Origin of the sequence: Natronomonas sp., assembly GCF_046483325.1 — an archaeon.
Classification (GTDB): Archaea; Halobacteriota; Halobacteria; order Halobacteriales; family Haloarculaceae; genus Natronomonas.
The window spans coordinates 47690-72807 of sequence record NZ_JAWODL010000015.1 but is presented as its reverse complement, the minus strand read 5'-3'; the positions used below and the strand labels follow the sequence as shown (position 1 = coordinate 72807).

At 62.5% G+C, this 25118-nt stretch carries 17 protein-coding genes and 1 pseudogene; 12 read left to right on the top strand and 6 right to left on the bottom strand.

The window, feature by feature from the left end:
• Nucleotides 1-389 (bottom strand): annotated as a pseudogene (locus R6U53_RS05410) (IS5/IS1182 family transposase); the annotation flags it as partial.
• Nucleotides 390-583: 194 nt separating this feature from the next.
• Here R6U53_RS05410 and R6U53_RS05405 point away from each other — a divergent pair.
• Both R6U53_RS05405 and R6U53_RS05400 read left to right on the top strand, forming a co-directional pair.
• Nucleotides 584-2278, top strand: coding sequence for a YcaO-like family protein (locus R6U53_RS05405; RefSeq protein WP_410321341.1), 1695 nt, complete (start codon nucleotides 584-586; stop codon nucleotides 2276-2278).
• A gap of 82 nt (nucleotides 2279-2360) precedes the next feature.
• Nucleotides 2361-3479 (top strand): mechanosensitive ion channel family protein, encoded by a 1119-nt coding sequence (locus R6U53_RS05400; RefSeq protein WP_410321340.1) that lies wholly within the window; start codon nucleotides 2361-2363, stop codon nucleotides 3477-3479.
• Between the two features lie 15 nt (nucleotides 3480-3494).
• Here R6U53_RS05400 and R6U53_RS05395 read toward each other — a convergent pair whose 3' ends face one another.
• Complete coding sequence (locus tag R6U53_RS05395; protein ID WP_410321339.1) at nucleotides 3495-3896, bottom strand: universal stress protein; 402 nt, start codon at nucleotides 3894-3896, stop codon at nucleotides 3495-3497.
• An 89-nt stretch (nucleotides 3897-3985) separates the two neighbouring features.
• The gene (locus R6U53_RS05390; protein WP_410321338.1) at nucleotides 3986-5347 is read right to left on the bottom strand and encodes a bifunctional metallophosphatase/5'-nucleotidase; all 1362 of its coding nucleotides are present in this window, start codon (nucleotides 5345-5347) and stop codon (nucleotides 3986-3988) included.
• Nucleotides 5348-5455: 108 nt separating this feature from the next.
• Here R6U53_RS05390 and R6U53_RS05385 point away from each other — a divergent pair, with 108 nt between their 5' ends.
• The 10 genes from R6U53_RS05385 to R6U53_RS05340 all read left to right on the top strand — a co-directional run bounded on the left by R6U53_RS05385 (nucleotide 5456) and on the right by R6U53_RS05340 (nucleotide 20724).
• Entirely contained in the window at nucleotides 5456-5692 is a 237-nt protein-coding gene (locus R6U53_RS05385; protein WP_410321337.1) for a DUF5816 domain-containing protein, read from the top strand.
• A 91-nt stretch (nucleotides 5693-5783) separates the two neighbouring features.
• Complete coding sequence (locus tag R6U53_RS05380) at nucleotides 5784-6101, top strand: hypothetical protein (RefSeq protein ID WP_410321336.1); 318 nt, start codon at nucleotides 5784-5786, stop codon at nucleotides 6099-6101.
• A gap of 225 nt (nucleotides 6102-6326) precedes the next feature.
• Nucleotides 6327-6524 (top strand): dodecin, encoded by a 198-nt coding sequence (locus R6U53_RS05375; RefSeq protein ID WP_410321335.1) that lies wholly within the window; start codon nucleotides 6327-6329, stop codon nucleotides 6522-6524.
• Nucleotides 6525-6638: 114 nt separating this feature from the next.
• Complete coding sequence (locus tag R6U53_RS05370) at nucleotides 6639-6947, top strand: twin-arginine translocase TatA/TatE family subunit (protein WP_410321334.1); 309 nt, start codon at nucleotides 6639-6641, stop codon at nucleotides 6945-6947.
• A gap of 68 nt (nucleotides 6948-7015) precedes the next feature.
• On the top strand, nucleotides 7016-7870 hold the full coding sequence (locus tag R6U53_RS05365; RefSeq protein WP_410321333.1) for a ZIP family metal transporter: 855 nt from the start codon (nucleotides 7016-7018) through the stop codon (nucleotides 7868-7870).
• 240 nt (nucleotides 7871-8110) lie between these two features.
• Nucleotides 8111-9214: an AI-2E family transporter gene (locus tag R6U53_RS05360; protein WP_410321332.1), complete on the top strand. Its 1104-nt coding sequence runs from the start codon at nucleotides 8111-8113 to the stop codon at nucleotides 9212-9214.
• 387 nt (nucleotides 9215-9601) lie between these two features.
• Complete coding sequence (locus R6U53_RS05355; protein WP_410321331.1) at nucleotides 9602-16525, top strand: malectin domain-containing carbohydrate-binding protein; 6924 nt, start codon at nucleotides 9602-9604, stop codon at nucleotides 16523-16525.
• 302 nt (nucleotides 16526-16827) lie between these two features.
• Nucleotides 16828-18795 (top strand): PKD domain-containing protein, encoded by a 1968-nt coding sequence (locus R6U53_RS05350; RefSeq protein ID WP_410321330.1) that lies wholly within the window; start codon nucleotides 16828-16830, stop codon nucleotides 18793-18795.
• Between the two features lie 69 nt (nucleotides 18796-18864).
• Nucleotides 18865-19788 carry a hypothetical protein gene (locus R6U53_RS05345; protein WP_410321329.1) on the top strand — a complete coding sequence of 308 codons (924 nt, stop codon included), beginning with the start codon at nucleotides 18865-18867 and terminating at the stop codon, nucleotides 19786-19788.
• A gap of 777 nt (nucleotides 19789-20565) precedes the next feature.
• On the top strand, nucleotides 20566-20724 hold the full coding sequence (locus tag R6U53_RS05340) for a hypothetical protein (protein WP_410321328.1): 159 nt from the start codon (nucleotides 20566-20568) through the stop codon (nucleotides 20722-20724).
• A 473-nt stretch (nucleotides 20725-21197) separates the two neighbouring features.
• On the opposite strand, the gene R6U53_RS05335 is transcribed toward R6U53_RS05340, so the two are convergent.
• The 3 genes from R6U53_RS05335 to gcvPA form a co-directional block, all read right to left on the bottom strand.
• Complete coding sequence (locus R6U53_RS05335; protein WP_410321327.1) at nucleotides 21198-21776, bottom strand: HdeD family acid-resistance protein; 579 nt, start codon at nucleotides 21774-21776, stop codon at nucleotides 21198-21200.
• A 521-nt stretch (nucleotides 21777-22297) separates the two neighbouring features.
• Complete coding sequence (gene gcvPB / locus R6U53_RS05330; RefSeq protein WP_410321326.1) at nucleotides 22298-23737, bottom strand: aminomethyl-transferring glycine dehydrogenase subunit GcvPB; 1440 nt, start codon at nucleotides 23735-23737, stop codon at nucleotides 22298-22300.
• Complete coding sequence (gcvPA, locus tag R6U53_RS05325) at nucleotides 23734-25062, bottom strand: aminomethyl-transferring glycine dehydrogenase subunit GcvPA (RefSeq protein WP_410321325.1); 1329 nt, start codon at nucleotides 25060-25062, stop codon at nucleotides 23734-23736. Before gcvPA ends, gcvPB begins: the two co-directional genes overlap by 4 nt.
• Nucleotides 25063-25118 lie beyond the last annotated feature (56 nt).

Sequence of the window (25118 nt, the reverse complement as noted above, 5' to 3'; positions counted from 1 at the left end):
CGGCAGTAGTGTTTGCTCGCGTTTTCGCGGTCGAAAAACGTCGCGTCGATCGCGGCGTGACCGCTCGGAGCGTGCAGCTGCGCCGAGAGGCGCAGCAGCACTCGCCAGAGTGCTGTCTTGATCCTGTCAAACCACTTTACTAGCGTGGAGTGATGCGGGAGATCGGCCGCGTCGAGGCCGATCTCCCCGAGAATATGTGGCATCTCGCTCAGCAGATCTAACGTCTCACGGTAGGACTTCTCCAAGTAAACTCGAAGACAATGGAGCGATACGACGGCGTAATCGGCGAAGCCGCCACCCCCTTCGGGGGCGGCGACTTCGCCTCGGCCACCGACAGCATTTTTAGCTAACTGAACCGCTTTCTTCGTGAAGCGGGAGATCTTCGACATAGGCATCGGCGGTTTCCCGCTTCATTCCACTAGTTCTGACGGTCGAAGCCGGCGCTGTCCGGCGATTCACCAGAGCCGTCGGCGTATTTCTCAGTCGATCGGTCGTTGCTTCCCACGGCTTTTATCGCCTTTGGCCCGGATGTCACGGACATGACACCGAGAGCGTTCCTGCGGTCAACGGGCGGTGAGCGACGGTGACGACGGTCGGACTACTCGGAGGGAGCGTCGCACTCGACGCCGTTCGGTCCGCCCTGAGTGATACGGCCGCCGGAACGGTCACCGTCGACCCCGACGCGGTCGGGCAGGTCGACGTAGCGACCATCGCGGGGGCGGTCGGATCGGCTGACTTCGATCGCGCCACATCGCGGGCCAGAGAGACGCGAACCCCGCTCGTCAGCATCGAACTCGGCGGCGTCGGCGGGGAACCGGTGGCGGGCGTCGAGGCGTCGGTCTCCGGCTACGCACCGGGGACGGCCTGTTATCGGTGTCTCAACGAGCGGATCTCGGCCGCCGGTCCGGAGACGGACGGTGGGGGATACGAAACGTCGACGGCGCGCTTCGCCGGCGCCGTCGCCGGACGCGAACTGGCGGCGCTCGTCTCCGGGAAAGAATCCGCGCTCCTCGGCGGCGTCATCGAAGTCCCGCATGCCCACCGCCGAGTCCTGCCGATCCCGTACTGTGAGTGTGGTGACCCCAGCGCGAGCGAACTGCGTCGCCACGAGGAGGATCGGTCGTTGGAGGAGTCGATCTCGATGGCCGAAGTGGCCTTCGACGACCGATTGGGACCGATCACCTCGATCGGCGAGGCGGAATCGTTCCCCGTCCCGTACTATCTGGCGACGCTCGCCGAGACTCCCTTTTCCGACGGAGACGCCCCAGAGCACGCCGCCGGCGTCGGCCTCGATTGGGACCCGGCGTTCATGAAGGCGCTCGGCGAAGCCATGGAGCGATACAGCGCCGCGATCTATCGCGACGCCGAGTTCGGGACCGATCCGGAGAACCCGATTCGAGCCGAGCGGTTCGTCCGTCCCGAGTGGCCCGATGCGGATTCGGTGAGCCGGTGGCACACTGCGGAACACCTCGAAACCGGCGAGACGGTTCAGCTGCCGGGGGAGCTCGTCGTCTTCCCGCCAGTCGAGCGGACGATCCGCCCCGCGATCACGACCGGTCTCGGGTTTGGAAACGGCGGCGCCGACGCGCTCTTATCGGCGCTCTACGAGGTCATTGAGCGTGACGCAGCGATGTTGGCGTGGTACTCGACGTACGAACCCATGGGCCTCGCCGTCGACGAAGAGGGGTATCGGACGCTCGCCGCGCGGGCGAAAAGCGAAGGGTTGGACGCGACCGCGCTGTTGCTCACGCAGGACATCGACGTACCCGTCGTCGCCGCCTGCGTTCATCGCGATGGCGAGTGGCCGCGATTCGCCGCCGGCTCCGCAGCCGATCTCGACCCTGCGGCTGCCGCACGTGGTGCCTTGGAGGAGGCCATCCAGAACTGGCTCGAACTCCGTCGAATGGGCGCCGACCGGGCCGAATCGGAGGGCGGAGCGATCGGGACACACGCCGCGTTCCCCGAGCAGACCCGGGAGTTCGTCTCCCCCGAGACGACGATTCCGGCGAACAGCGTCGGACCGGCCGAACCGCCGGATGGGGGCGACGGACTTGACGAACTCACTGCGCGAGTTCGGGATGCAGGTCTCGACGCCTACGCGGCCCGCCTGACGCCGCGCGACGTCGAATTCATGGGGTTCGAAGCCGTCCGCGTGGTGATCCCCTCGGCACAGCCGCTCTTCACCGGCGAGCCGTACTTCGGTGAGCGCGCTCGAACCGTCCCCGAATCGCTCGGCTTCGAGCCGAGGCTGGGTCGGACGTATCATCCGTTCCCCTGACGACGCCTGGAAAGGGGCTTCCGCCCGGATTGAATGGCGAGCGTTGGGGAACGCTTTTTCCGCCCCCCGGTGACTGGAGCGTATGGACGCGGTGTTGCTTCAGACGGAAACGCCGGCGCCGACATCGACGCCGTCGTTTCGCGATGGCCCTGGACTCGTTCCTCCGGAGTGGCTCCCGGAGTACGTTCCCGTATTCGTATATCGGCTCGTCGTCGCTGTCGCGCTCGTCGCGTTCGCGTACTACCTCTCCCAGGTGGTTCGACAGATGTTAGGCCGACGGATCGCCCGACAGTTCAAGCGACCGTCGGTGAGTCGGACGATACTGCGGAGCCTCCAGATATTCATCGTTCTGGGCGCGGTGTTGACGGCGTTGAGCTTCTTCGGTCTCGGGTTCGGCAACATCGCGCTCTCGGTCGGTGTCTTCTCGGCCGTCGTCGGTATCATCCTCGCACCGATCATCGGAAACCTCATCAGCGGCGTCTTCATTCTCTCGGAGCAACCCTACGAGATCGGCGATATGATCGAACTCGACGACACCGAGACGAAAGCATTCATCGAAGACATCACGCTCATCTACACCAAGGTGTTCACCCTCGACAACACGTTCATCGTGCTCCCGAACGGCAAGATGCGCGATCGGGACGTGATCAACTACTCCGCCGAGGACACGCGCATTCGGCTCACTCTCGACGTCGGAATCACCTACGAGAGCGATATACAGGTCGCTCGAAAACAGATGGAGGCGGCCGCGAGATCGATTGATGCCGTCATAAAGGGCGGACCCGACATCCGGATCGGCAGTGCCCGATATCCAGCGTCACCGACCTGTTACATCAGCGAGTTCGGCGAGAGCGAGGTGCTGTTGAAACTTCGATACTGGGCGACCGAACCGTACAAGCAGACGGCGGTGCGCTCGAAGGTGCTGACCGAAGTCTGGGACCGATTCGACAGTCACGACATCGAGATCCCGTACCCGCACACGCACATGGTGTTCGACGACACCAGCGGCGAACTACAGGTGTCGATGCACCAAGCAAAGAACCGGGCACGATCACGGCCCGGCGGTGCCACGGCGCGAGCGTCCGACACGCCGGACGAGTCGTCACCGGAGATCGAAGATGTGGGAGACGGCGAAGCGGCGAGGACGGGGGAGGAGGGATCACCGACGGCCGAGAGTGACACCGAAGCCGACCCGACCTGAATCGACGGGAAGACTTCAGGGGCTCGCAGTGATCACTTCGCAGTCGAGTTCGCTCCGAAGGAACCCCTCGATATCCGGATCGTCGATCAGCCGTCGAACCATCCGTCGCCATCGACCGGCCTGCTTTCGACCGATAACGACGTAGTCGGCACCTTGGGCGGCGACCTCGTCGAGGATCGTCTCCTCGATCAAAAAACCCGGACTGACGACGTATCGCGCGCGATCGAGTCGTCCGAACGACGCCTCCACGGCCCGCTTGAGTTCCCCTCGCGTCACGTTCTCGTCTTTCTGATAGAGATTGACGTGTAACACCGTAAGGTCGGCGTCTTGTTCCTCGGCGACCTCGATCGCTCGCTCCAGCGTCGCCCGCGAGTGCTGCGACAGCGGATATCGGACGGGTACAACGACGAGCGTCATTTACCGGAACGAACACGCGCCCGTGCCTGAACCTTGCGGTCGATCGGCGGCCGTATCTGCGGTCGAAAGACGCCGTTGACGACCACGATCTAGACGCCGTTTCGGACGATTCGCCCCTCGATTGCGGGGTCGATACCGACCGCCTCGGCGTACTCGGAGAGCAGTTCGTACTGGATGTCGAGTCGCTCGATCGGAAGATCGTCGGCGAGCGTCGGGAACTCGACGGTTGTGTACAGCAAGAACTCCGGAAATGCGAGGTGATATCGACCCGAGTCGACGACAGGCTCGCCGCCGACGCTGGCCGACTGGAGCCGACCGTCGTCGTGGTCGTAGGTCAATCGAGCCCCCGAAACGTGGGCGTGCCACCAGTCCGATTCCCCGAATCCGGGCGTCTCGGCGGCCTCGGCGAACACCGAATGGAGTTCCTCGCCGGAACAGTCGGCGACGACGATCGGCTCATCGAACGGAACGAGACTGATAAGATCCGCGACCGTGACGTCGCCGACGAGCGGCGGCCCAGTTCTGATTCCGCCGCTGTTCTGTAAGCCGACCACGGGAACGTCGGTTCCGACGGCTCGTTCTGCCGCCCACCGATACGCGTCGGCGACGAAATTTCCCACGCGACTCTCGCCCCGAAAGGCGTTCGCGTCGGTTCGGAAGATCGGGTCGGCGACGTGGGCGACGACCGTGTCGAGCCCGGTTTCTGCGATCAGGGTTCGATACCTCTCCGCGAGCGTCGCATCGACCGGCCCGTCGGTGACGGCGTGTCTGGTAACGTCCCCGGTCGGGAGGTCGATTTCGAACAGCGTTCGACCGCCGCTTCCGGGACGCGTGAGGACCGTCCCCGCGATTCGCTCGACACGTTCCGAATGGACGTGGCCGCCGAGAATAACGTCGATGTCGAAGGTGGCGGCGAGTTCGTCGTCCAGGCGGCCTAGATGCGATAACGCGACGACGTAATCCACGTCCTGGGCGTGGAGGGTGTCGATCGAGTCCCGGGCGGCCTCGATCGGGTCGGTGAACTCGAGTCTGTTCTCGCTGTCGCCGATGGAGGGCGTGGTGGGATCGGTGAGGCCGAAGAACCCGACGCGTTCGTCCCCGACGCGCTCTATGCACCATTGATCGACGCCGGCGAAGGGAGATTCGTTCTGACGGACGTTCGCCGAGATCCACCGCTGTGGGGACCGTCGGACGATCTCGGCGGTGCGTTCGGGTCCGAAATCGAAGTCGTGGTTACCGAACGTCTCGACGGTGGGAGAGGCGGCCTCGAAGAACTCGAGGGCGATTTCGCCCTCGGTGACGAGCGGGAGAACCCCGGGAGCGACGTTGTCGCCGGTGCCACAGACGAGCGTTCGGTCATCCCGGAGCGCGCCGATCGTTCCGGCGAGTCCGGCGACGAGTTCCGGATCGTCGTGGGCGCTCTCGATGTCCGAATAATGCAACAGACGCACGATCGACGTTACGGCCCGAAACCGCAAAACCGTGTCGTCAGCTGTGAAAGGAGCGTGGATCCGATACCGGACCGTGACGGTTTTTACGGCCGATGTCGCAGTGGGCGTATGGAGGAACGAATCGGACCCCGTGGCGACACGCTGTATCTCTCCAGGGAAACCGAGAAGGGAAACAAGGGGCCATTTCGGGTCGTCTACGCCGATGCCGACGGCGAGCGTCGTTGGGGATTCTTTTGTACGAACTGCGAGTCGTTCGACAACGCCGTCGACTCGATGGGTCGCATCCAGTGTAACCGTTGCTCGAACTTTCACAAAGCCGAGGAATGGGATTCGGCCCACGAATGAGGGTATCGATCGTCGCGTGAAACGGATCGTATAGGTCACCGCCCGGGAACGTGCCAATCTTTATCCCCCATCGCGCCCAATATCGAAAAGAATGGGAGCTGTTAGCACATCCCTCGTCGAGGAGGCACGGACCGTCTTCCGCGATCTCGGCTACGAACTGACGGCTGAGGGCGGCGAGCTTCGAGCCGAACGGAAATGGCGGACCGTCTACGTGACGACCGCCGATCCGGAGGAGGCGAACACGCACGGTCGGCTTCGGTGTTTCGTCACCCACGCGGAACGCGCCTCGGACGTTTGTGATCGACTGCTCGCGATCGAACCCGACTACGACTGGGCGGTCATCAGCATCGACGAGGACGGGGAGTATCGGGTGGTTCACCCCAGCGCCGACGTGCTGCCCGCGCCCTAATCGTCAAGGGCGTCGACCACGCCGGCGTCGACAGTCGATTCCGTATCCCGACAGCGTCTCGCCGAGCGCACCGGGCGCATCGGGCGGCCGCAACGCATCGAGGTGGTCTATGCATGAACGTGTACACCGACGGGCAGAAAAGCGGCCAGTAACCGCCGATTAAATATAATTTTTTTGATTAGTCAGGATACATTTAGGAACCCTGGGGTCGAACTGGGTACCGATATGGTTTTCAAAAAGATCACGCTCATCGGCACGAGCGACGAGAGCTTCGACGCCGCGGCTGACGACGCGCTCGACCGCGCGGAGGATACGCTGGACAACATCTACTGGGCGGAAGTCACGGAGTTCGGGGTCGAACTCGGATCCGTCGACGGGCGGGAGTACCAAGCCGAACTGGAAGTCGCGTTCGAACTCGAATAACGAAGACGAGACCGGGCGGGACCGAAAACGGGGTCGTTAGCCGCCGGCTTCGGGGTCGCCTCGGTCGGTATACGCATCATACATACACCCTTCCCGGTCGAACGGCCGATCGAAATGCAACCGATGTTACCGATGCAGTTCGGAATTCCCGGTGGACCAGAACTCCTGATCATCCTGTTCATCGCCGTTCTCCTGTTCGGCGCGAACAAACTGCCGAAGCTGGCCCGGGCGAGCGGAGAGGCGATGGGCGAGTTCAAACGCGGTCGACAGGAGCTCGAAGACGAAATCAAACGCGGCGCGACGGAGGCCAGCGAAAGCGGGTCCCGAGAGGTAGATCCCACGTTGGAATCCGAGGCGGAGACCGAACCTGAACCGGAGCTCGAAACGACAGAACGCCCCGATGAAGCGGAAGTTCCGTCGTAGGCGTATCGGGCGGGTCAGCGGTCTCATCACGCGAAATTATAAAACACCGCCCGCTCGATGAGTACGAAATGCAGGTCGAGATCGCCGAGAGTTTCGTCGCCCTCGTCGGGACATCCCCGGTGAGACAGGCGCTGGTCGGGGGTGTCATAATCGCGCTGATGAACCTCTTTGGGGCGTTGCTCGTGTTGGTCTGGCGGAACCCATCCGAGCGAGCGCTGAACGGTATGCTCGGATTTGCGGCCGGTGTGATGCTCGCAGCCGCCTTTACCAGCCTCATCATCCCCGGCATCGAGGAGTACTCGGGGGGGAACCCGATCCCGACGCTGATCGGCGTCGCGCTCGGTGCGCTGTTTCTCGACCGAGCGGATGTGCTCATTCCGCACGCACACTACCTGCTGACCGGAAGCCGACGAACGGATGCCGCGGATCCGGCCGAAACGCTCCCGATCTCCGACGAGCGATTAGCCGGTATCACCCTGTTCATCCTCGCGATAACGCTACATAACATGCCGGAGGGGCTGGCTGTCGGTGTCGGGTTCGGTGCCGCCGGTGGAGATCCGGCACTGATCGGCGGCGCGTTGTCGTTGATGCTCGCGATCGGTCTCCAGAACGTCCCCGAAGGGCTGGCCGTCTCCGTCGCCGCCATAAACGCCGGTCTCGACCGCCGGCTGTACGCCGTCTTCGCCGGCGTTCGTGCGGGGGTCGTCGAGATTCCCCTGGCAGTGCTGGGCGCGGTTGCAGTGACGGCGATCGAACCCCTCTTGCCGTACGCGATGGGCTTTGCCGCGGGGGCGATGTTGTTCGTGATCTCCGATGAGATCATCCCGGAAACGCACAAGAGCGGCTACGAGCGCGTGGCAACGATCGGCCTCATGGCCGGCGTCATCATCATGCTGTATCTGGACATCGCGCTGGCCGGGTGACCGGCCGGAGCCCCGGTCCTCAGCGGCGTCGCGTTCACCGATAGGCACGCCGATACGGGGTACCGTAGCCAGTCGGAGGTTTCGACACCCGCATGCGACGCAGTGGCTCGATGCTTCGCGGGGGGAGGATGGACGCCCGCGATACTCCCTAGGAATCGTGGTCGAACGGACCGATTCGACAACTGTCCGTCCGACGCCGTCCGGCGAGGGCTTTATTTGTCCACCGGCGGTGGTGGATGTATGAACGAACGGCGTCTGATCGTTGCAGTTTTCGGACTCCTCGTCGCCGCGATCACCGCGTACATCGCCTACCGTTTTATCGCTGCGTTCACCGTCTCGGTCTTCCTGTACTACTCGACTCGGCGCTTTTACAACGAACTCGCACGGTTCCGGTTGCCGAAACAGATACGCGCCATGCTGACAATTTTGATACTTGCGGTCCCGCTCGTGTTGCTCCTCAGCTACACGATCGTACTGCTCGCCGTCGAGGCCAAAGCGTTCATCGAGACGTATCGGGTCGTCGAAGCCGCACCCGACGGTATCGCGTGGTTCGACAGTGTCAACGAACTCCCCGAGCTGACGCTCGGCGGGATTATCGACGCGTATCGGGCGGGACAGTTGGACGTCTTCATCGACTTCGCGGCCGAACACGCGGCGTTCGTCACGGGCCTCGTGAGCGGACTGCTGTTGAACCTCCTCATCGTCGCCGTCGTGACCTACTACCTGTTGATCGACGGATCGAAGTTCAGATCGTGGCTGCTCCGGTTCGACGACGACGCCATCGTTCGGGAGTACTTCGAGGCCGCCGACGAGGAACTCGAAGCGGTGCTCTTCGGGAACCTGTTGAACGTCATCGTCATCTCTATCATCGCGATCACGGTGTTTACCGCGTACAACGCGGTCGTTCCGACCGCCGTCGAGGTCCCGTATCCCTCGCTTGCGGGTGCGCTAACCGGCATCGCGAGTTTGATACCCGTCGTCGGGATGAAGATCGTCTATCTCCCCCTGGCGGCGATCGCGTCGATCCCCATCGCACTCGGCGGCGATCCGGCGCTTTTCGTGTACATCGTCGGCTTTCTCGTTCTGGCGGCCGTGATCGTCGACACGATCCCTGACCTCGTGCTCCGGCCGTATCTCAGCGGCAAGCGAACGCACGTCGGGCTGTTGATGCTCGCGTACATCTTCGGACCGATCGTTTTCGGCTTCTACGGCCTGTTTTTCGCCCCGATAATCCTCGTATTGGGATTGACGTTCGCCGATACCGCGCTGCCCCGGTTGCTCGGCGCCGAACAGCCGAACCGGCCGCCTGACACGCAAACGCGACTCGACAAGTTCCGGTCGTAGGGCCGTCCAGCCGGCCGAACGGGAACACCGTCGCTCACCGATGTGTCTGAGGCACGGTTAGCGCCCCGATAAATCACTATCGAGGGTGGACGAAATAAAGCGGGCACCACGCTCGGGTCGTCCGGGGGCGTTACTGACAGTAATATTCGGGAGAATGTCTCACTATATGGGTGTTTCACTCCGGTACAAGAAAGTGATAATCAATTCATTAAGAGTGTAATATAATCGAATAATAACCGAATAAAGATAGCTTCGCAGATCCGGAATCGAGGCGTAGAATCCAACGATACTCGCTTAACTAGAATACATGTGATAATTAATAAAAAATCAGTCATTATTTTTCAGAAGCAAGTCTATTACTAATCATTATACAGGGGACCATCGACCATGGTAACCCTGAATCGGCGAAATCCGAATCGTATCCGGTCCAAGACGCTTGCGATCGCGTTGTCGGTCCTGATGATAACGTCGATCGCGCTCGGCGGCATGGCGTTCGTCACCGACCCGGCGCACGCCCAGCAGGCATCGACAGAGTATCGCGTGAACGCGGGCGGCGGGACCGTCAGCGCGGTCGACGGCGGATCGGATTGGACCGCGCCCGGATCGACCAGTGGCGTATCGGTGAGCGGTGGTTCGACGTACGACTCGTACTCCGGGACGGTCGATTTCGACTCATCGGTGCCGTCGGGGACGCCGACTGAAATCTTCGGATCAGAGCTATACGGCGATCAGGAGTGGACGTTCTCGGACGGTATCGAGAACGGCCAAGACTACGAGGTTCGCCTGTACTTCGCGGAGATCTATCATGGGGTATCCGGCGGAGCTCCTGACGGGGGGGATGGTGACCGCGTCTTCGACGTGAGCGTCGAGGGAGAGACGCTCCTTGACAACTACGACATCTACGACGACGTCGGGCCCGAGACGGGGGTGATGAAATCGACGACCGTGACGCCGACCGACGGCACGATCGACGTCGATCTCACGACGGTCGAAGACAACGCGAAGATCTCCGCGATCGAGATCGTTCCCTCCGAACCGGAACCGGACACTCTCGGCGGACCGTCGAACGTCGACTTCGGAACGGTCCTCACGGGAGAAAGCGAGACGGAAACGGTAACGTTGACCAATCTCGGCGAGAGCGGCGACCCCGAGATCGACGTGACGGACGTCTCGATCGCCGGTGGCGACGCGTCGGCGTTCTCCCACGACGTTTCGGGTGGTACGACGCTCGCGCCGGGCGAGTCGGTCGACGTTCAGGTGTCGTTCTCGCCGTCGGAGACCGAACCGAAGACGGCGTCGCTCGAAGTGAGCCACAGCGGAACGAACGACCCGCTGACGGTGGGCCTCTCGGGCGAGGGAGTCAGCGACGTGCCGGTCGGCTTCAGCAAGTCCACGCTGCAGGGATTCAGCGCCGGTAACCCGACGGCGATGGACTTCGGTCCGGACGGCCGCGCGTACGTCTCGACGCAGGGCGGGAACGTGTACGCCCTCGAAGTCGAACGCAGCGGCGAGGACAGCTATCAGGTTGTCAGCGAGGAGGAAATAACCGAGATCAAGGACATTCCGAACCACGACGACCTCGGAAACTACGATGCGGGACGGACTTCACGACAGATCACCGGTATCACCGCCGGTGGGACGGCTGCCGAACCGGTCGTCTACGTGTCCTCGAGCGACGATCAGATTGACGTCGGCGACGACGACGATTCGAAGGACACCAACTCTGGCTCCGTCTCGCGGCTGACGTTCGATTGGGACGAGGAGGGGAGCCTCACGAACGTCGACCACGACGTAATGGTGCTCGGATTGCCCCGTTCTGAGGAGAATCACTCGCCCAACGGGATGGACCTCTCCCCCGACGGCGAGACGCTGTATCTCGCGGTCGGCGGTCACACCAACAAGGGCGCACCGGGAGACAACTTCGGCCACACGCCCGAGTACGCGCTCTCGGCGGCCGTATTGAGCATCGATCTCGCACAGATCGAAGCCGAAAACCAGCCGAAGAGTCTCCAAGACGAGAACAGCGACTACCCCGATCTCGACTACCTGTACTCAATTCCGACCGTTCAGGGCGGGAGCCTCCCGTTCGGCGGCGACGACGGGCTGAACCAGGCGAAGATCGTCGACGGCGGCCCGGTGCAGATCTACTCGCCCGGCTACCGGAACGCGTACGACCTCGTCCTCTCCGAGGATGGCCAACTCTACGTCATCGACAACGGCCCGAACGGCGGCTGGGGCGGCCAGCCCGTCGGTGAGGGTTCGAACGGGATGTGTACCAACGAGCCCAACGAGGACGGCAGCTACGGGACCGGCGACCAGCTTCACCTCGCCACCGAAGGCTCCTACGGCGGTCACGCCGCACCCATCCGGGGCAACCCCGACGGTGCCGGCCTCTGGGACGCCGACGGGAACCAGTACCACGACTTCGACGAGTCGGACACCCCGGTCCCGTTCGACATGGCCAACCCGATCGAGTGCGACTACCAGGATCCGAGCGAGGACAACTCGATCGGGCCGGAGTTCAGCTGGACGGGTGGAATCACAGAGTACACCGCCACGAACTTCGGCGGATCGATGGCCGGTGATCTGCTGGTCGTCGAAGCGGGGTCCGGAACGATCAAGCGTGTCGAACTGAACGCAGCAGGCGACGATGTCACCGATGTGTCCTCGCAACTTAGCCAGGGTGGTGCGCTGGGAATCACGGCCCAGGGCGACGACGAGGCGTTCGGCGGCACGGTGTGGACGGCGAACCACGGTAGCAACGACATCACCGTCTTCGAGCCGAACGACTACGAGGGCGGCGACGTCGGGCAGTGTACCGGCGCGGACGACCCAGCGCTCGACGAGGACGGCGATGGGTACAGCAACGCCGACGAGATCGCGGCCGGAACCGATCCGTGCTCGTCGGCATCGACGCCGCGCGACTTCGACGACGACGGCGTCTCCGACGTCACCGACGACGACGACGACGGCGACGGTCTGCTCGATAACGAGGACCCCTTCGCCCGCGACGCGACGAACGGCCTCGACAGCGATCTTCCGATCGAGCTCGACTTCGAGCCGAACGCCGAACCCGGCACGATCCTCGATCTCGGATTCACCGGTGTGATGACGAACGGCGAAGCGGACTACATGGACCTCTACGATGACGACGACGTCATCGCGGGCGGCGCGGCGAACGTATTGACCGTCGAGAACGTCCCGCAGGGGGACGCCTACGAGGGGACGAACAGCCAACAGTACGGCTTCCAGGTCGGCGCGAACGCGCCCGACGAACCGTTCGTCGTCAGCACCACGGTGGACGGATTCCCCGATTCCCCCGAGGATTATCAATCGATGGGGGTCTACCTGGGGAACGGGGATCAGGACAACTACGCGAAGTTGGTCGTCTCCGCGAACGGCGGTGCCGGGGGCGTCGAGTTCGCGACGGAGGTCGACGGAAGCTTCGAGAGCGTGGCGCAACCGGACGACACGGACGTCACCGATCAGAGCACGGACCTCTACTTGAGGGTCTATCCCAGTAACAACACGGTTCACGCGTACTACGCGACGGACGGTGGGGAGTTGACGAAAGTCGGGGAGACGACGATCCCCTCGGAGTGGATCGATTCGACCGATCAGGGGATGGCCGCCGGCCTCATCTCCACGTCTAACGGTGCGAATTCGGACTTCGATGGGACCTGGGCGAACCTCTACGTCACGCCGCTCGAGGACGACGGCGAGACGAACCAGCCGCCGGTCGCGGACGCCGGATCTGACCAGACCGTCGAAGAGAACACCGAAGTGCAGCTCGACGCCTCGGGATCGGACGATCCCGACGGCGACACGCTCGGCTACACGTGGACGCAAGTGGACGGACCGGAGGCCAACCTCAACATCAACGACGCGGTGGACCCGACGTTCACCGCACCCGAGGTCGACGAGGACACCACGCTCACCTTCGAGGTCAGCGTCTCCGACGGCGAACTGACGGATACTGACACGGTGACCGTCACCGTCGAGGACGGGGACGACGCACCCGATGAGGGCGACGCCGTCCACCGCGTGAACGCGGGCGGCCCAGAGGTCTCCGCGACGGACGACGGCCCGGCGTGGAGCGCCGACACGAGTGACTCATCGAGCGAGTACCTCGTGGGCGGCGGCGATATCCCGGGGAACACCTACACGGTCGAGAACGTCGACGACTCGGTACCGGACGGAACGCCGACGGAACTGTTCCAGACCGAGCGGTACGATCCTGAAGAGGAACCGCCGATGCAGTGGGAGTTCCCCAGCGACGAGGGGGCGACCTACGAGGTCCGGCTGTACTTCCACGACGGGTGGGACGGCACGAGCACGGCGGGCGACCGCGTGTTCAACGTCTCGATCGAGGACCAGCAGGTCCTCTCGAACTTCGACATCATCGACACCTACGGCGACCAGACCGCCGCGATGGAGGCGTTCACCGTCGAGAGCGACGGAACGATCGACGTGGACTTCGAGCAAGGCGATTCCCAGAATCCGCAGGTCAACGCCATCGAGGTCGTCAAACTCGACGACGGACCCAGCAGCGAGATGAGCGTCGAGGAGGCCGTCGCGAGCGCGTACGATGGCGGTGACGATTCGAAGATCGAGACCCAGGAGATCCAGCAGGCCATCAACTGGTGGCAGACCGACGCCGAGGTGCCGAATACGGGCGGAGAGACGATCAGCACCCAGCAGATCCAACAGCTCATCAACCTCTGGCAGACTGACGCGACCGCCGGCGACGGGAAGGATGCGCAGTCACCGACGGCGTCGTTCACGTCCAGTCCGACCGCACCGGAGACGGATGAAGCGGTGTCGTTCGACGCCTCGGACTCCAGCGACGACGGCGCGATCGAGAGCTACGAGTGGGACTTCGACGGCGACGGCACCACCGACGCCACCGGCGAGCAGGTCACCGAGACGTTCGACTCGCCCGGCGACTACGACGTCGAACTCACCGTCACCGACGACGACGGCGACACCGACACCGCCACGCAGACCGTCACCGTCAGCGAAGCCACGGCGGCCGAGGGATCGTCGCAACTGCTCGTGACGCCGGACAGCGGCGTCGATTCAAGCACCTACGGCGGCGGCTCGTTCCAGCTGTCGAACACCGGTGAGGCTGACATCGCGTCGGTGACGATCGAGTTGGATTCGGGAACCATGCCCGACATGGTGTGGGACCCGGAGGGAACCGCGGGCGACCCGACCGGTAAGGGGCTCGTCGTCGACAGCGAGTCCGGCGACGGCGTCGGCGTCGTCAGCACCGCCGACGGAGACGTATTCAGTGACCCGCACAACGGCGTCGACGGCGACGACGGCTACGACACGCTGACAATCGACTTCACCGACTTCGACGCCGGCGAGGAGCTGTCGTTCTCGGCGGACAACGACCCGACGAGCATCAAGGGTGCGACCGTCGGCTCGCAGGCGGCCGGCCCCGTCTCGGGGCTGGAACTCGCGGGCGCGACGATGACCGTCGAGTACGAGACCGGCGAGACACAGACGAACACGCTGTTCAGCGACGGCAGCGGCGGCGGCGCACAGGCGTCGATCGCCGGCGACGTCCCCGACGCGCCCACGATCGACGTGCAGGACGTCTCGCTCGAATCGACGACGCTGAGCGACGATACCACGGCTGCGACCGTCTCGGAGGCCCAACAGACTATCGCCGTGACCGGTCCCGCCGACGCGACGGTCGAGGTCGTGCGTGTGGAGGGCGAACTGAACCTGAACAACGTTCCGGACGCCGACGACTCCGGCTCACCCGGCTACGACATCGAGGCGTACGAGGCGAACAAGGCGCTCGAGGTCGAGACGACGACCGTCACGCTCGACTCGAACGGCGAGGCGACCGTCGATCTGACGCTCACCAACTCCACCGCCGAGGGCGGACTCAACTACATCACCGCCGCGGTCGAAGAATCGGGCGACACCGGACTCGACTCGAACGTCGTGGTCCTAGAGTACGACGAAAGCGATGGTGAGGGCGGAGACGATGGATCTGCCGACACGAGCTTCGCCGCGAACGCGGGCGGAGACGAGTACACGACGGCTGACGGCACCGTCTTCGAGGCCGATACGAACTTCGACGGTGGGTCGCCGTACGACACGACAGAAGCCATCGACGGCACCGAGGACGACCCGATCTACCAGACCGAACGCTACGGTAACTTCAGCTACGACGTGCCCCTCGAGGACGGAACCTACGACGTCACGCTCCACTTCGCGGAGCTCTATCAGGGGACGTCCGAGGATACGAATCCTGAAGCCGACCAGACCGGCGAACGGCTCTTCGACGTGACGGTCGAGGGTGACCCCGTTCTGTCGAGCTACGACATCTACGCCGAAACCGGCGGATCGCTCACCGCGGTACAGGAGACGACGACCGCCGAAGTCACCGACGGCGAACTGAATATCGAGTTCTCGACGGTCGAGGACAACGCGAAGCTGTCGGCGATCGAAGTTGAACCGGCAGACGACGGCGATGCCGGTAACCAAGTGCCGACGATCGATTCGATCGCCGATCAGACCGTCGCCGAGGGCGACTCCGCGACGGTTTCGGTCAGCGCCTCGGACGGCGATGGGGACGCGCTGTCGCTCTCGACGGACGGACCGGACTTCGTGGGCCTCTCCGATGCCGGCGACGGCACCGGAACGGTCACCATCGAACCCGAAACCGGCGACGCCGGCACCTACACGGTCGACGTCACGGCAGACGACGGCACCGACACCGCGACCGAATCGTTCCAACTCACGGTCGAGGAAGCCGCAGATCCCGAACCGCAGGTCCTCTACCGGATCAACGCGGGCGAAGGCACGGATATTAACTCGATCGACGACGGACCCGACTGGACCGGCGTCGCGGACGATTCGTCGCCGTACCTCGTTTCGGTCCCCGAGACGGACGCTGGAAACTACGACGGGGGCGACGCCGTCGCGCCGGATGGATCGGTCTCCGACGGCACCCCGGATGCGGTGTACGACGCCGAACGGTACGGGGAGATGCAGTGGGAGTTCTCGACCGACGCGGACGCGGAGGTCGAAGTTCGCCTCTACCTCAGCAATCAGTTCCCGGGAGCCAGCGATCCCGAGCAACGACAGTTCAATGTCTCGATCGAGGACGAGCAGGTTCTCACGCAGTACGATCCGGTGGCCGACGTCGGCCACGCGACCGGGACGATGAAGTCGTTCGACGTCACGAGCGACGGGACCGTCGACATCGACTTCGAGCAAGGCGATTCCGAGAATCCGCAGGTCAACGCCATCGAGATAGTGGCCGTCGACGCTGGGGGATCGGACTGATCGACGATGAAACGAGCCGATCGAACCGACGGTAGATCCGCGCGGCCGTTCGAGTTACACGGCCGTCGCGGCGCACTCAGAGTCACCGAATGGGTCCCCAATGACGGTCACGACGGATCTCCGACAGCGGACGGCACAGTGGTCCCGTCGCCTCTGGTGAGAGTCAGATCTCTCACGTCGGATATCGAGATTCGACGACGACCCGAGGAGTATCCTCGAACGCGCCGGCGCGATGTCCGGCGATGTCCGGTCAAAACAGCGGCACCGTGTAGCCAACCGAGCGACGCGAACGAATACAAACAATGACAACACGAAACACACGATTTACGCAGACGGCAACGGTCCTCGTAGCGCTGATGGTCGCCATCTCGATCTTCGGCGGAGTGGGGACGGTCGCAGCACAGGAAGCATCGGTCGAACAATCAGCGAACGCGGTGACGGCGACACCAGGTGAGACGGTCGAGTTGACCACGACGCTCTCGACCGATGATCTCAACGCGCATGGCCTGCAGGTCTCCCTCCCGGCGGATTGGCAGGGAATCGTAACCGACGCCGATGGCGGCACCTCCAAACCGGAATCCGAGAGCGCGAACCTCTTCGATGTCGTCTGGCTCACCAAGGGAACACAGAGCTACGACGTCACTTACGAGATCGACGTTCCGAGTGACGCCACCTCCGGAGACTATACGGTCGACGTCGAGGGGTCGGGTCTCACCCCAGATGACGAATCACGAGTGGCCAGTTCGACACAAACGACGATTACCGTCGAGGAGCCAAGCCAGAACGAACCCCCGACGGCGTCGTTCACGTCCAGTCCGACCGCACCGGAGACGGATGAAGCGGTGTCGTTCGACGCCTCGGACTCCAGCGACGACGGCGCGATCGAGAGCTACGAGTGGGACTTCGACGGCGACGGCACCACCGACGCCACCGGCGAGCAGGTCACCGAGACGTTCGATTCGCCCGGCGACTACGACGTCGAACTCACCGTCACCGACGACGACGGCGACACCGACACCACCACACAGACCGTCACCGTTACCGACACACCCGCGGAGAACCAGCCGCCGACCGCATCGTTCACCGTCGATCCAGCCTCGCCCGAAATCGACGAAGAGGTCACGCTGGATGCATCGGCGTCCGACGATCCGGACGGATCGATCGCGAGTTACGAGTGGGAAGTCGACGGCGACGCGCTCGCCTCCGATGAGACGGCGACCACGAGCTTCGATTCCGCAGGCGACTACGACGTCGAACTCACCGTCACCGACGACGACGGCGACACCGACACCACCACACAGACCGTCTCGGTCACCGACGCTCCGGTCGATGAACCGACGGATGAGGTCGAGGTGAGCCTCGAACCGTCCGAATCGACGATCACGGAAGGTGAATCGGACGAATTCGACATCGTCGTGTCCAACCTCGAGGGAGGTAGCGTCGGCGCATACGATATCACGCTCGCGCTCAGCGACGGTGACGTCGCAGCCTTCGACGGCTTCAACGTCGACGGTGAACCGATCGACGACGATGGATCCGACATGACCGACGTTACCGAAGCTGGCGATACGATCCGCATCGAAGTCGCCGGACAAAGCGTCACCGGATCCGACGCGGTCGTCGGTACCGTTAGCGTCAGCGGAGAATCCCCCGGCGAGGTCGAGATATCCGTCCAGGAAGCGCTCGTCTACGACGAGTCCGGCGGCGGATACGAGATCGGATCGGCGGAAGGAGCGAGCATGACCGTCGAAGAGCTCCAAGAGCCGTACTTCGAGGTCACGGCTCTCGACGCACCCGACGAGGTCACTCAGGGTAACGACATCACGGTCACCGCGACCGTGGCGAACACGGGTGAACTCACCGGCACCAAGACGGTCTCCTTCGAGTTCGACGGGGCGACTGTCGACTCCGAGGACGTCTCGCTCGACCCCGGATCGAGCACCGACGTGTCGTTCACCGTTTCGAGCGGCGAGATCGCCGCCGGAACGTACACCCACGGCATCGTCACCGAGGACGACAAGGCGACCGCGGATATCACGATTGCGCCGCCTGCGCTCGGAGACTTCGAGGACCCACCGCAAGACCTCGACGGTGACGGACTCTACGAGGACGTCAACGGGGACGGTGTGTTCGATATGGGAGACGCCCAAGCGCTCTTCGTCAACCGACACACCGACGCAGTCCAGGACAACGTGGGCGCGTTCGACTTCAACGGTGACGGAAGCGTCGACGTGGGCGACGTGCAGGCGCTTTTCGATCAGCTCACCTGAAGTAGCGTCGATAGCATCGCCTTTTCGAATATTTTCACGGAGATCGACACGATACAAACACAAAGAACAATGACACGAAACGACAGAAGAACGAGAACGGTAGCGCTTACTGCGGCACTGCTGGTGATCTTAGCCGGTAGCGGTACGTCACTCGTCGCAGCGACGGCTGCCACGTCGATCGAAATCGGGATCGATCCCTCGACGGCCACCGTCGAAGAAGGGGAGCAGAGGACCTTCGATATCGTGGCCACCGGTGTCGACGGCGGCGTCGGTGCCGGTGAGATCGCGGCCCACGTCAGCGATGCGAGCGTGGCGACGATCACCGACGTTGAGCTTCGAGGGGCCCCGGGGATGTCCGACGTGAGCGCCAACGCGGACAACTCGACGGTCGAGATGCTGTACGTCATGGCCGATACGAACGAAACTGGCACCGTGACTATCGCAGAGGTGACGGTACTGGGTACGTCGAACGGCACGATCGAGGTGTCCGCCGGGAGCGTCGAACGAAACGAGGGGGTCCGGTTGTTCGACGAGACCGGCGAGCGTTACGGAACCGTCGACGCGAGCCCCGTCGAAATCGTCGTCGAATCGCCCGACGACCGCGAGCCTGACACCGATTCGGGATCCGGTTCCGGTACCCCCCATATCGGTGCGGGTTCGTCCGGTTCCAGTTCGAACGGGAGCCCCACGGATGACAGTGGCGGAGAGACGACAGGAGACGCCAACGGAAGCGAGAGCGACAAAACGAGTGACAGTGGCGACGATGGAAGCAACGTGGGGACTACCGATAACACCAGTGACGAGGACGACAGCGATACCGAGGGGAGTGGTGAGGAATCCGACCCGACAACGACTCGAACGGACGACAATGGAGCAGGCGATGAGACAGCACTTGACGACGCTGAAGCGGTCGATCAGGTGGGCTTTGGCGTCGTACCGGCAATCATCGCGATACTTGTCGCAATGCGGCTGGCGAATCGAAGAAGCCGATGATGTAGCAGCTGCTCGAGGTTTTTACGGCGTCTGATCGTTCGATAGAAAGCGGCTCATAGGGCACGGATCGACAGACGTGAAGTTGAGACTACAGCGGGTTTAGCGGAGCTGTAATGCGTGAATCTGACTGATTCGGTCAGCAGAAACTGCCTCAGATCGTTCTCCAAACGGCCATTCTTGTTGCGCTGCCGATCACATGGGCGGGGGTTCGAGACTTCCAGTAGTGTATCCACTCAGACGGCACGTTAACCCGAACAGAGCACCTCACTACCCGATTCCTGTCTCCTTTTTCAGCAACGTCGGCGTGTTGTCCGCTGTAATCAGGCCGTTCATTCAGGATTTTGAGGTCAACGTGAGAGCGATATACTGGTCGCCATGGAACGGGCGGCCTTCGTGATCCGAGAGAATGAGCGAGGGCCGAACGTCCTCCCCACGTTTGAACGGGTCATCCCATAGACGACGTCTCCACGCTCGAAGATCGCTGTCTCTTCGTCAGCCACTGCTCGTCCTCGACGCTCGGGTGGAATCAGTGTCCATCGCGAAGAGTTCGAGAACCGTATGCATTGAGACGACCGGTCTATCTCCCAGACAGACCGTTTTGTATCTCCGCATACAGTTTATCGAGATCATCGAACCAACAGGAAGGATGTCGAGAGCGGCAGACCTGTTCATCGACTCGAGCGCCGATACCACCGAGAGACGGTGACCGACGCCTGCCAGGACGTGGCATCCGGACGAACCAGAAAAATACAATGCGGACCCGAGGTAACGAGCAGTATGAGCCTCTCACTGGAGACCGACTGTCCCGATTGTGATTCGACGGAGTTCTACAAGTCGGCGAGCATGCGGATCCACCTCGGTATCAAAAAGAAGTGGCACTGTACCAACTGTGAGTACGGATTCATCACTATCAACGGCATCGACACCTCGGCGTGATCTGACCGTCTAGCGGATCGGTCGGCAGACTCGGCGCGCGCCGATCGGAACCGATTCCTGTAGCCCGAAAGGAGACGGACTCAGCCCATCTCTAACACACGGAGTAGTAGTGTGCGGCAGATACGGGGGATTCATCGACAGTTCAGTCACTCGGCGAAGGCCATCCACCGAGTGTCGTTCATCAGAGGAAGGTGTCAACGATCCCTTCTGAAAACATCGAACCCCGTACGAAACGTTGAGAACCACTATTCGGTCGGAACGCACCGAACAGAGCGAGGACTCGTTTTAGTCGATCCAGCCAGTGACACGACGTTTGTGTGTGTGGAGACCCCGCAGTGGGCACCAGTTATCGGCCATCGGTTTCGTTTCAGAACGAGCGGAACTGTTGAAATCCTCAGTGCCTGATAGAACCTGCGTGCTGAATACGGCGGTCGTACGTTGGAGCGGCTTCACCCGCCGCCTACCGTAGCGATCTAGCCACTGATCGGCGTCTCGTCCTCGACCCCGATGGCCATGGCGCCTCGCCCGTAAACCGCCATTGCGATCCCGGTTGCGAGCAGATTCACACCGAACAGGAATCCGACCGCCCAGATGGCGGTGCTCGGCAAGCCCATCCAGAGCAGGCCGGCGGCGACCAGCGAGATGACGCCGCTGACGAGGAGCCACACCCAGTGCTGCTGGCCGCGCACTCGGACCGCCCACGCGATCTCGACGATCCCATCGAGAAAGAGGAAGGCGACAACGAGGAGCGTCAGCGTGACCAGCCCGAACACCGGGTTGACGAGCAGGCTAATGCCTGCGACCCCGTACAGCACGCCAAGGACGGCTTGCAAGAGCCGCGACCCCCGACTCCGCTCGCGCCCGAAGGCGTGGGCAGCATGGACGAGTGCGCCGATCACCAGCACGCCACCGAGCAGGATCGACAGTGACAACCCGGTAACGAACGGGAACATGATCGCCAGCACCCCGAGAAGTGCAATCACGATACCACCGACGACTGCGCGCCGTGGCGCAATCGGTTCGCTGGTCATCTCTCTAGTCGTGGAATTCATTACTATCCACTTTTATAAGTCATTAAACAATAAAACCGTTACGCTCTGGTGTAGTACACTGTTGATTTCACAGCGTTTCTCTGCCAGCGTGTTTGAGTGCTTTTCGTTCGGGTTCGGAGAATAGAGTGTTTCGCCTGTTCGACGCGTGTGAAAGTACCGTGTGAGTTGATCTTTTGAGACGTCTCGATGCGGCGACGTCGCGCTTTTAGTTCCGCATACGAAACCGAGTAGTGCGCAATATGCGCGCTGTGTATGTGGTACAGTTCCTGAGACCTATCACTGATTGAGGATTTCGACGGGGCCGAACGAGCTTGATGTCGGATCGCTCGGCTTCCGGTAGGTCATGCAACGAGGATCAATCCTATGAGTGATCTACGAGTAAAGTCGTGGACTTTCCCCCTGGCGTTTCTGTGATAGACACCGCGAGAGGGGATACATAAATCATATAATGGGATATAAAATGCCGCTCCACCACGAAGTCGCGCCTCATCGTAACGAAACATCCGACGGAAGGGAGGCCGCTAGTCGTCGAGAGTCTGCCAAGAGAGACGCGGAGTGCGCGCTGCCGAGACCTGATCGATTCGGCGAGCAGCGGTCCGCTCTGGGGCGCCTTCGATCGTTTCCGCATCCTCGCTGTAGACGGCGTTGAACGCTGCAGCGAGTTGGTCGAGCGTTCGTTTGCCTTCGATCTCGGTCGGTTCGGTCATCAACGCCTCCTCGACGATATCCGGCCACTTCGTCGTCGGCGGATGGACGCCGTAATCGAGCATCCGTTTCGCCACGTCAGCCGCATCCTGTTCGCCCGCGCTGGCGACGAACTCGTGATGGAACGGGCCGAAGGGGATCTCGTAGTCGATCCGCTCGCCAAGGTAATTGGCGTTCAACACCGCTTTCGCGCTCGCGTCGGTGAGCCCCTCGTCCCCGAGACGGGTGATATACGCGTAGGTTTTCAACAGTACAAGCCAGTTGCCACCGTACCCGTGGACCTTACCGATCGAGTTCTCGGGTTCGTATCGTTCGTATCCGCCGTTCGATCGACGAACGTGCGGCTCGGGGAGAAACGACGCGAGCTCGTCTGAGACGCCGACTGGACCGGCACCGGGACCACCGCCACCGTGCGGCGTCGCGAACGTCTTGTGGACGTTGTAGTGCATGATGTCGAAGCCCATGTCGCCGGGACGAGCGCGACCCAGCAGGGCGTTGAGGTTCGCCCCGTCGTAGTAGAGCAGTCCACCGACGTCGTGGACCATTTCGGCGATTTCGACGATGTTGCGTTCGAACAGGCCGAGTGTATTGGGGTTCGTCAACATCAACGCGGCCGTTTCGTCGGTGAGTGCCGCCGCAAGCGCGTCCGTATCGACGCGCCCGTCGTCAGCGCTCGGCAACGCGACGACGTCGTATCCCGCCATCGCCGCACTGGCGAAATTAGTTCCATGAGCGGAGTCCGGAATGACCACCTCCGTCCGGGAATCGCCGTTGGCTTCGTGGTAGGCTCGGGCGATCAAGATACCCGCGAACTCCCCCGCAGCCCCCGCTGGCGGCTGGAGCGTGACCGCGTCCATCCCACCGATTCGACCGAGTTGCTCCTGTAGTCGGTACTGAACCTCGAGGACGCCTTGGACGGATCGATCGGATCGGTCGGGGTGGACCGACGCGCTCGGATTCGCAGCGACGTCCTCGGTGAATTTCGGGTTGTACTTCATCGTACAGGATCCCAGCGGGAATGGCCCGGATTCGACGCCGTAATTCATCTCCGATAGCCGCGTGTAGTGTCGGGCGAGATCGGGTTCGGACAGGTCGGGGAGTTCGAGGCTATCGCGGGTCAGTTCGTCGGGAAGAGAGGAGTTGATATCGACCAACTCGGTGTGTTTCTCGGCGAGTAGCGGTTCATAGACCGCATCGTCGTCAGCCCATCTGGCCTGATCGTACGTGAGGGGTTCGCCCTCGAATCCGTCGGTCATCTCGCTGCCTCCTCGACTGCGTCGACGAGTCCACCGATCGAACCGGCGTTCACCTCGGTGACACAGAGCTGTATCTCGTGATCACCGACGACGTGGACGGCGTAGCCGGCCGCCTCGAGATCCGCGGCTATCGCTGGCGCCGGCTGATCCGTGTGGGCGACGAACTCCCGGAAGTGATGGCGGTCGTGAACCGGGGCTTTGATTCCCTTTATTTCGTCTAGCCGCTCCGCGAGGTCTCGCGCGCGGGTGACACACCCCTCGGCGAGTTCGACCAGTCCCTCCGGACCGAGCCAGGCGATGTGCATCGCGATTCGCAGGGCGACCCACGCCTGATTCGTACAGATGTTCGACGTCGCCCGTTCGCGTCTGATGTGCTGTTCGCGCGTCTGGAGCGTCAGCGTGTAGGTCCGCCTGCCGGTCGAATCTTCGCTCGCGCCGACGAGGCGACCGGGAACCTGTCTGAGAAACGCCTCGCGACAGGCGAAGAGTCCGGTACCCATCCCATAGGCTGCGGGAAGGCCGAGTGTGGCGGCGTCACCGATCACGATATCCGCGCCAACGCTCGCGGGAGACTCCAAGAGCGCGAGTGCGATCGGATCCGATCCGACAATAAAAAGCCCGTCGTGTTCGTCGCAGATGTTCCCGATCGATCCGAGATTCTCTTCTATGGTCCCCCGAACGGTAGGCGATTCGGCGTACACAAGAAGCGTTTGCTCGCCAACCCGCTCTTCGAGTGCCGCGAGATCGGCGGTACCGTCGTCCATCGGATACGTCTCGATCCTCACCTCGTGCCCGATGAGATAATTCTCGAGCGTTCGACGCCGACCCTCGTGAAGTCGTTCGGGAACGAGGACGTGATCGCCGTCGGCCTCCCGGGCGCGTATCGCGAGCGTCGCGGCCTCACCGAGCGCCGTCGCCGCGTCGTACATCGAGCAGTTCGCAACGTCGAGACCCGTTATCTCGACGATCATCGACTGGTACTCGAAGAGCACCTGCAGGAATCCCTGGGCAATCTCCGGTTGATACTGAGTGTAACTCGTTAGAAACTCCGACCGATCCGCGAGATGATCGATCATCGAGGGGACGTAGTGGTCGTAGTGGCCGCGGCCGAGAAACTCGACCAAGTCATCGTTTTCGCCGAGAGTCCGATCGACGAGCGCTCGAGTCGTCCGCTCGTCTCGCGACGGGATGCCAAAGGATCCCTCGAAGCGAACGTCGCCGGGGATATCGAAAAGTTCCTCCTCGCGCTCCACACCGATCGTCGAGAGCATCGCCGACGTTTCGGCTTCCGTGTGGGACGCGTAGGGGGTGCCGTTGTGTGTCATGAAGCGTTGGATCACGTTACGGCTCGGCGATAATAGTGATTGTCGTCGAGCGTGTC

What these genes read in the sequence shown, in the direction of transcription:
- R6U53_RS05360 (WP_410321332.1), top strand. Translation starts at nt 8,111, where the DNA reads ATGAACGAACGGCGTCTGATCGTTGCAGTTTTCGGACTCCTCGTCGCC.
- R6U53_RS05375 (WP_410321335.1), top strand. Translation starts at nt 6,327, where the DNA reads ATGGTTTTCAAAAAGATCACGCTCATCGGCACGAGCGACGAGAGCTTC.
- R6U53_RS05350 (WP_410321330.1), top strand. Translation starts at nt 16,828, where the DNA reads ATGACAACACGAAACACACGATTTACGCAGACGGCAACGGTCCTCGTA.
- R6U53_RS05370 (WP_410321334.1), top strand. Translation starts at nt 6,639, where the DNA reads ATGCAACCGATGTTACCGATGCAGTTCGGAATTCCCGGTGGACCAGAA.
- R6U53_RS05365 (WP_410321333.1), top strand. Translation starts at nt 7,016, where the DNA reads ATGCAGGTCGAGATCGCCGAGAGTTTCGTCGCCCTCGTCGGGACATCC.
- R6U53_RS05340 (WP_410321328.1), top strand. Translation starts at nt 20,566, where the DNA reads ATGAGCCTCTCACTGGAGACCGACTGTCCCGATTGTGATTCGACGGAG.
- gcvPB (WP_410321326.1), bottom strand. Translation starts at nt 23,737, where the DNA reads ATGACCGACGGATTCGAGGGCGAACCCCTCACGTACGATCAGGCCAGA.
- R6U53_RS05345 (WP_410321329.1), top strand. Translation starts at nt 18,865, where the DNA reads ATGACACGAAACGACAGAAGAACGAGAACGGTAGCGCTTACTGCGGCA.
- R6U53_RS05400 (WP_410321340.1), top strand. Translation starts at nt 2,361, where the DNA reads ATGGACGCGGTGTTGCTTCAGACGGAAACGCCGGCGCCGACATCGACG.
- R6U53_RS05395 (WP_410321339.1), bottom strand. Translation starts at nt 3,896, where the DNA reads ATGACGCTCGTCGTTGTACCCGTCCGATATCCGCTGTCGCAGCACTCG.
- gcvPA (WP_410321325.1), bottom strand. Translation starts at nt 25,062, where the DNA reads ATGACACACAACGGCACCCCCTACGCGTCCCACACGGAAGCCGAAACG.
- R6U53_RS05335 (WP_410321327.1), bottom strand. Translation starts at nt 21,776, where the DNA reads ATGAATTCCACGACTAGAGAGATGACCAGCGAACCGATTGCGCCACGG.
- R6U53_RS05355 (WP_410321331.1), top strand. Translation starts at nt 9,602, where the DNA reads ATGGTAACCCTGAATCGGCGAAATCCGAATCGTATCCGGTCCAAGACG.
- R6U53_RS05385 (WP_410321337.1), top strand. Translation starts at nt 5,456, where the DNA reads ATGGAGGAACGAATCGGACCCCGTGGCGACACGCTGTATCTCTCCAGG.
- R6U53_RS05380 (WP_410321336.1), top strand. Translation starts at nt 5,784, where the DNA reads ATGGGAGCTGTTAGCACATCCCTCGTCGAGGAGGCACGGACCGTCTTC.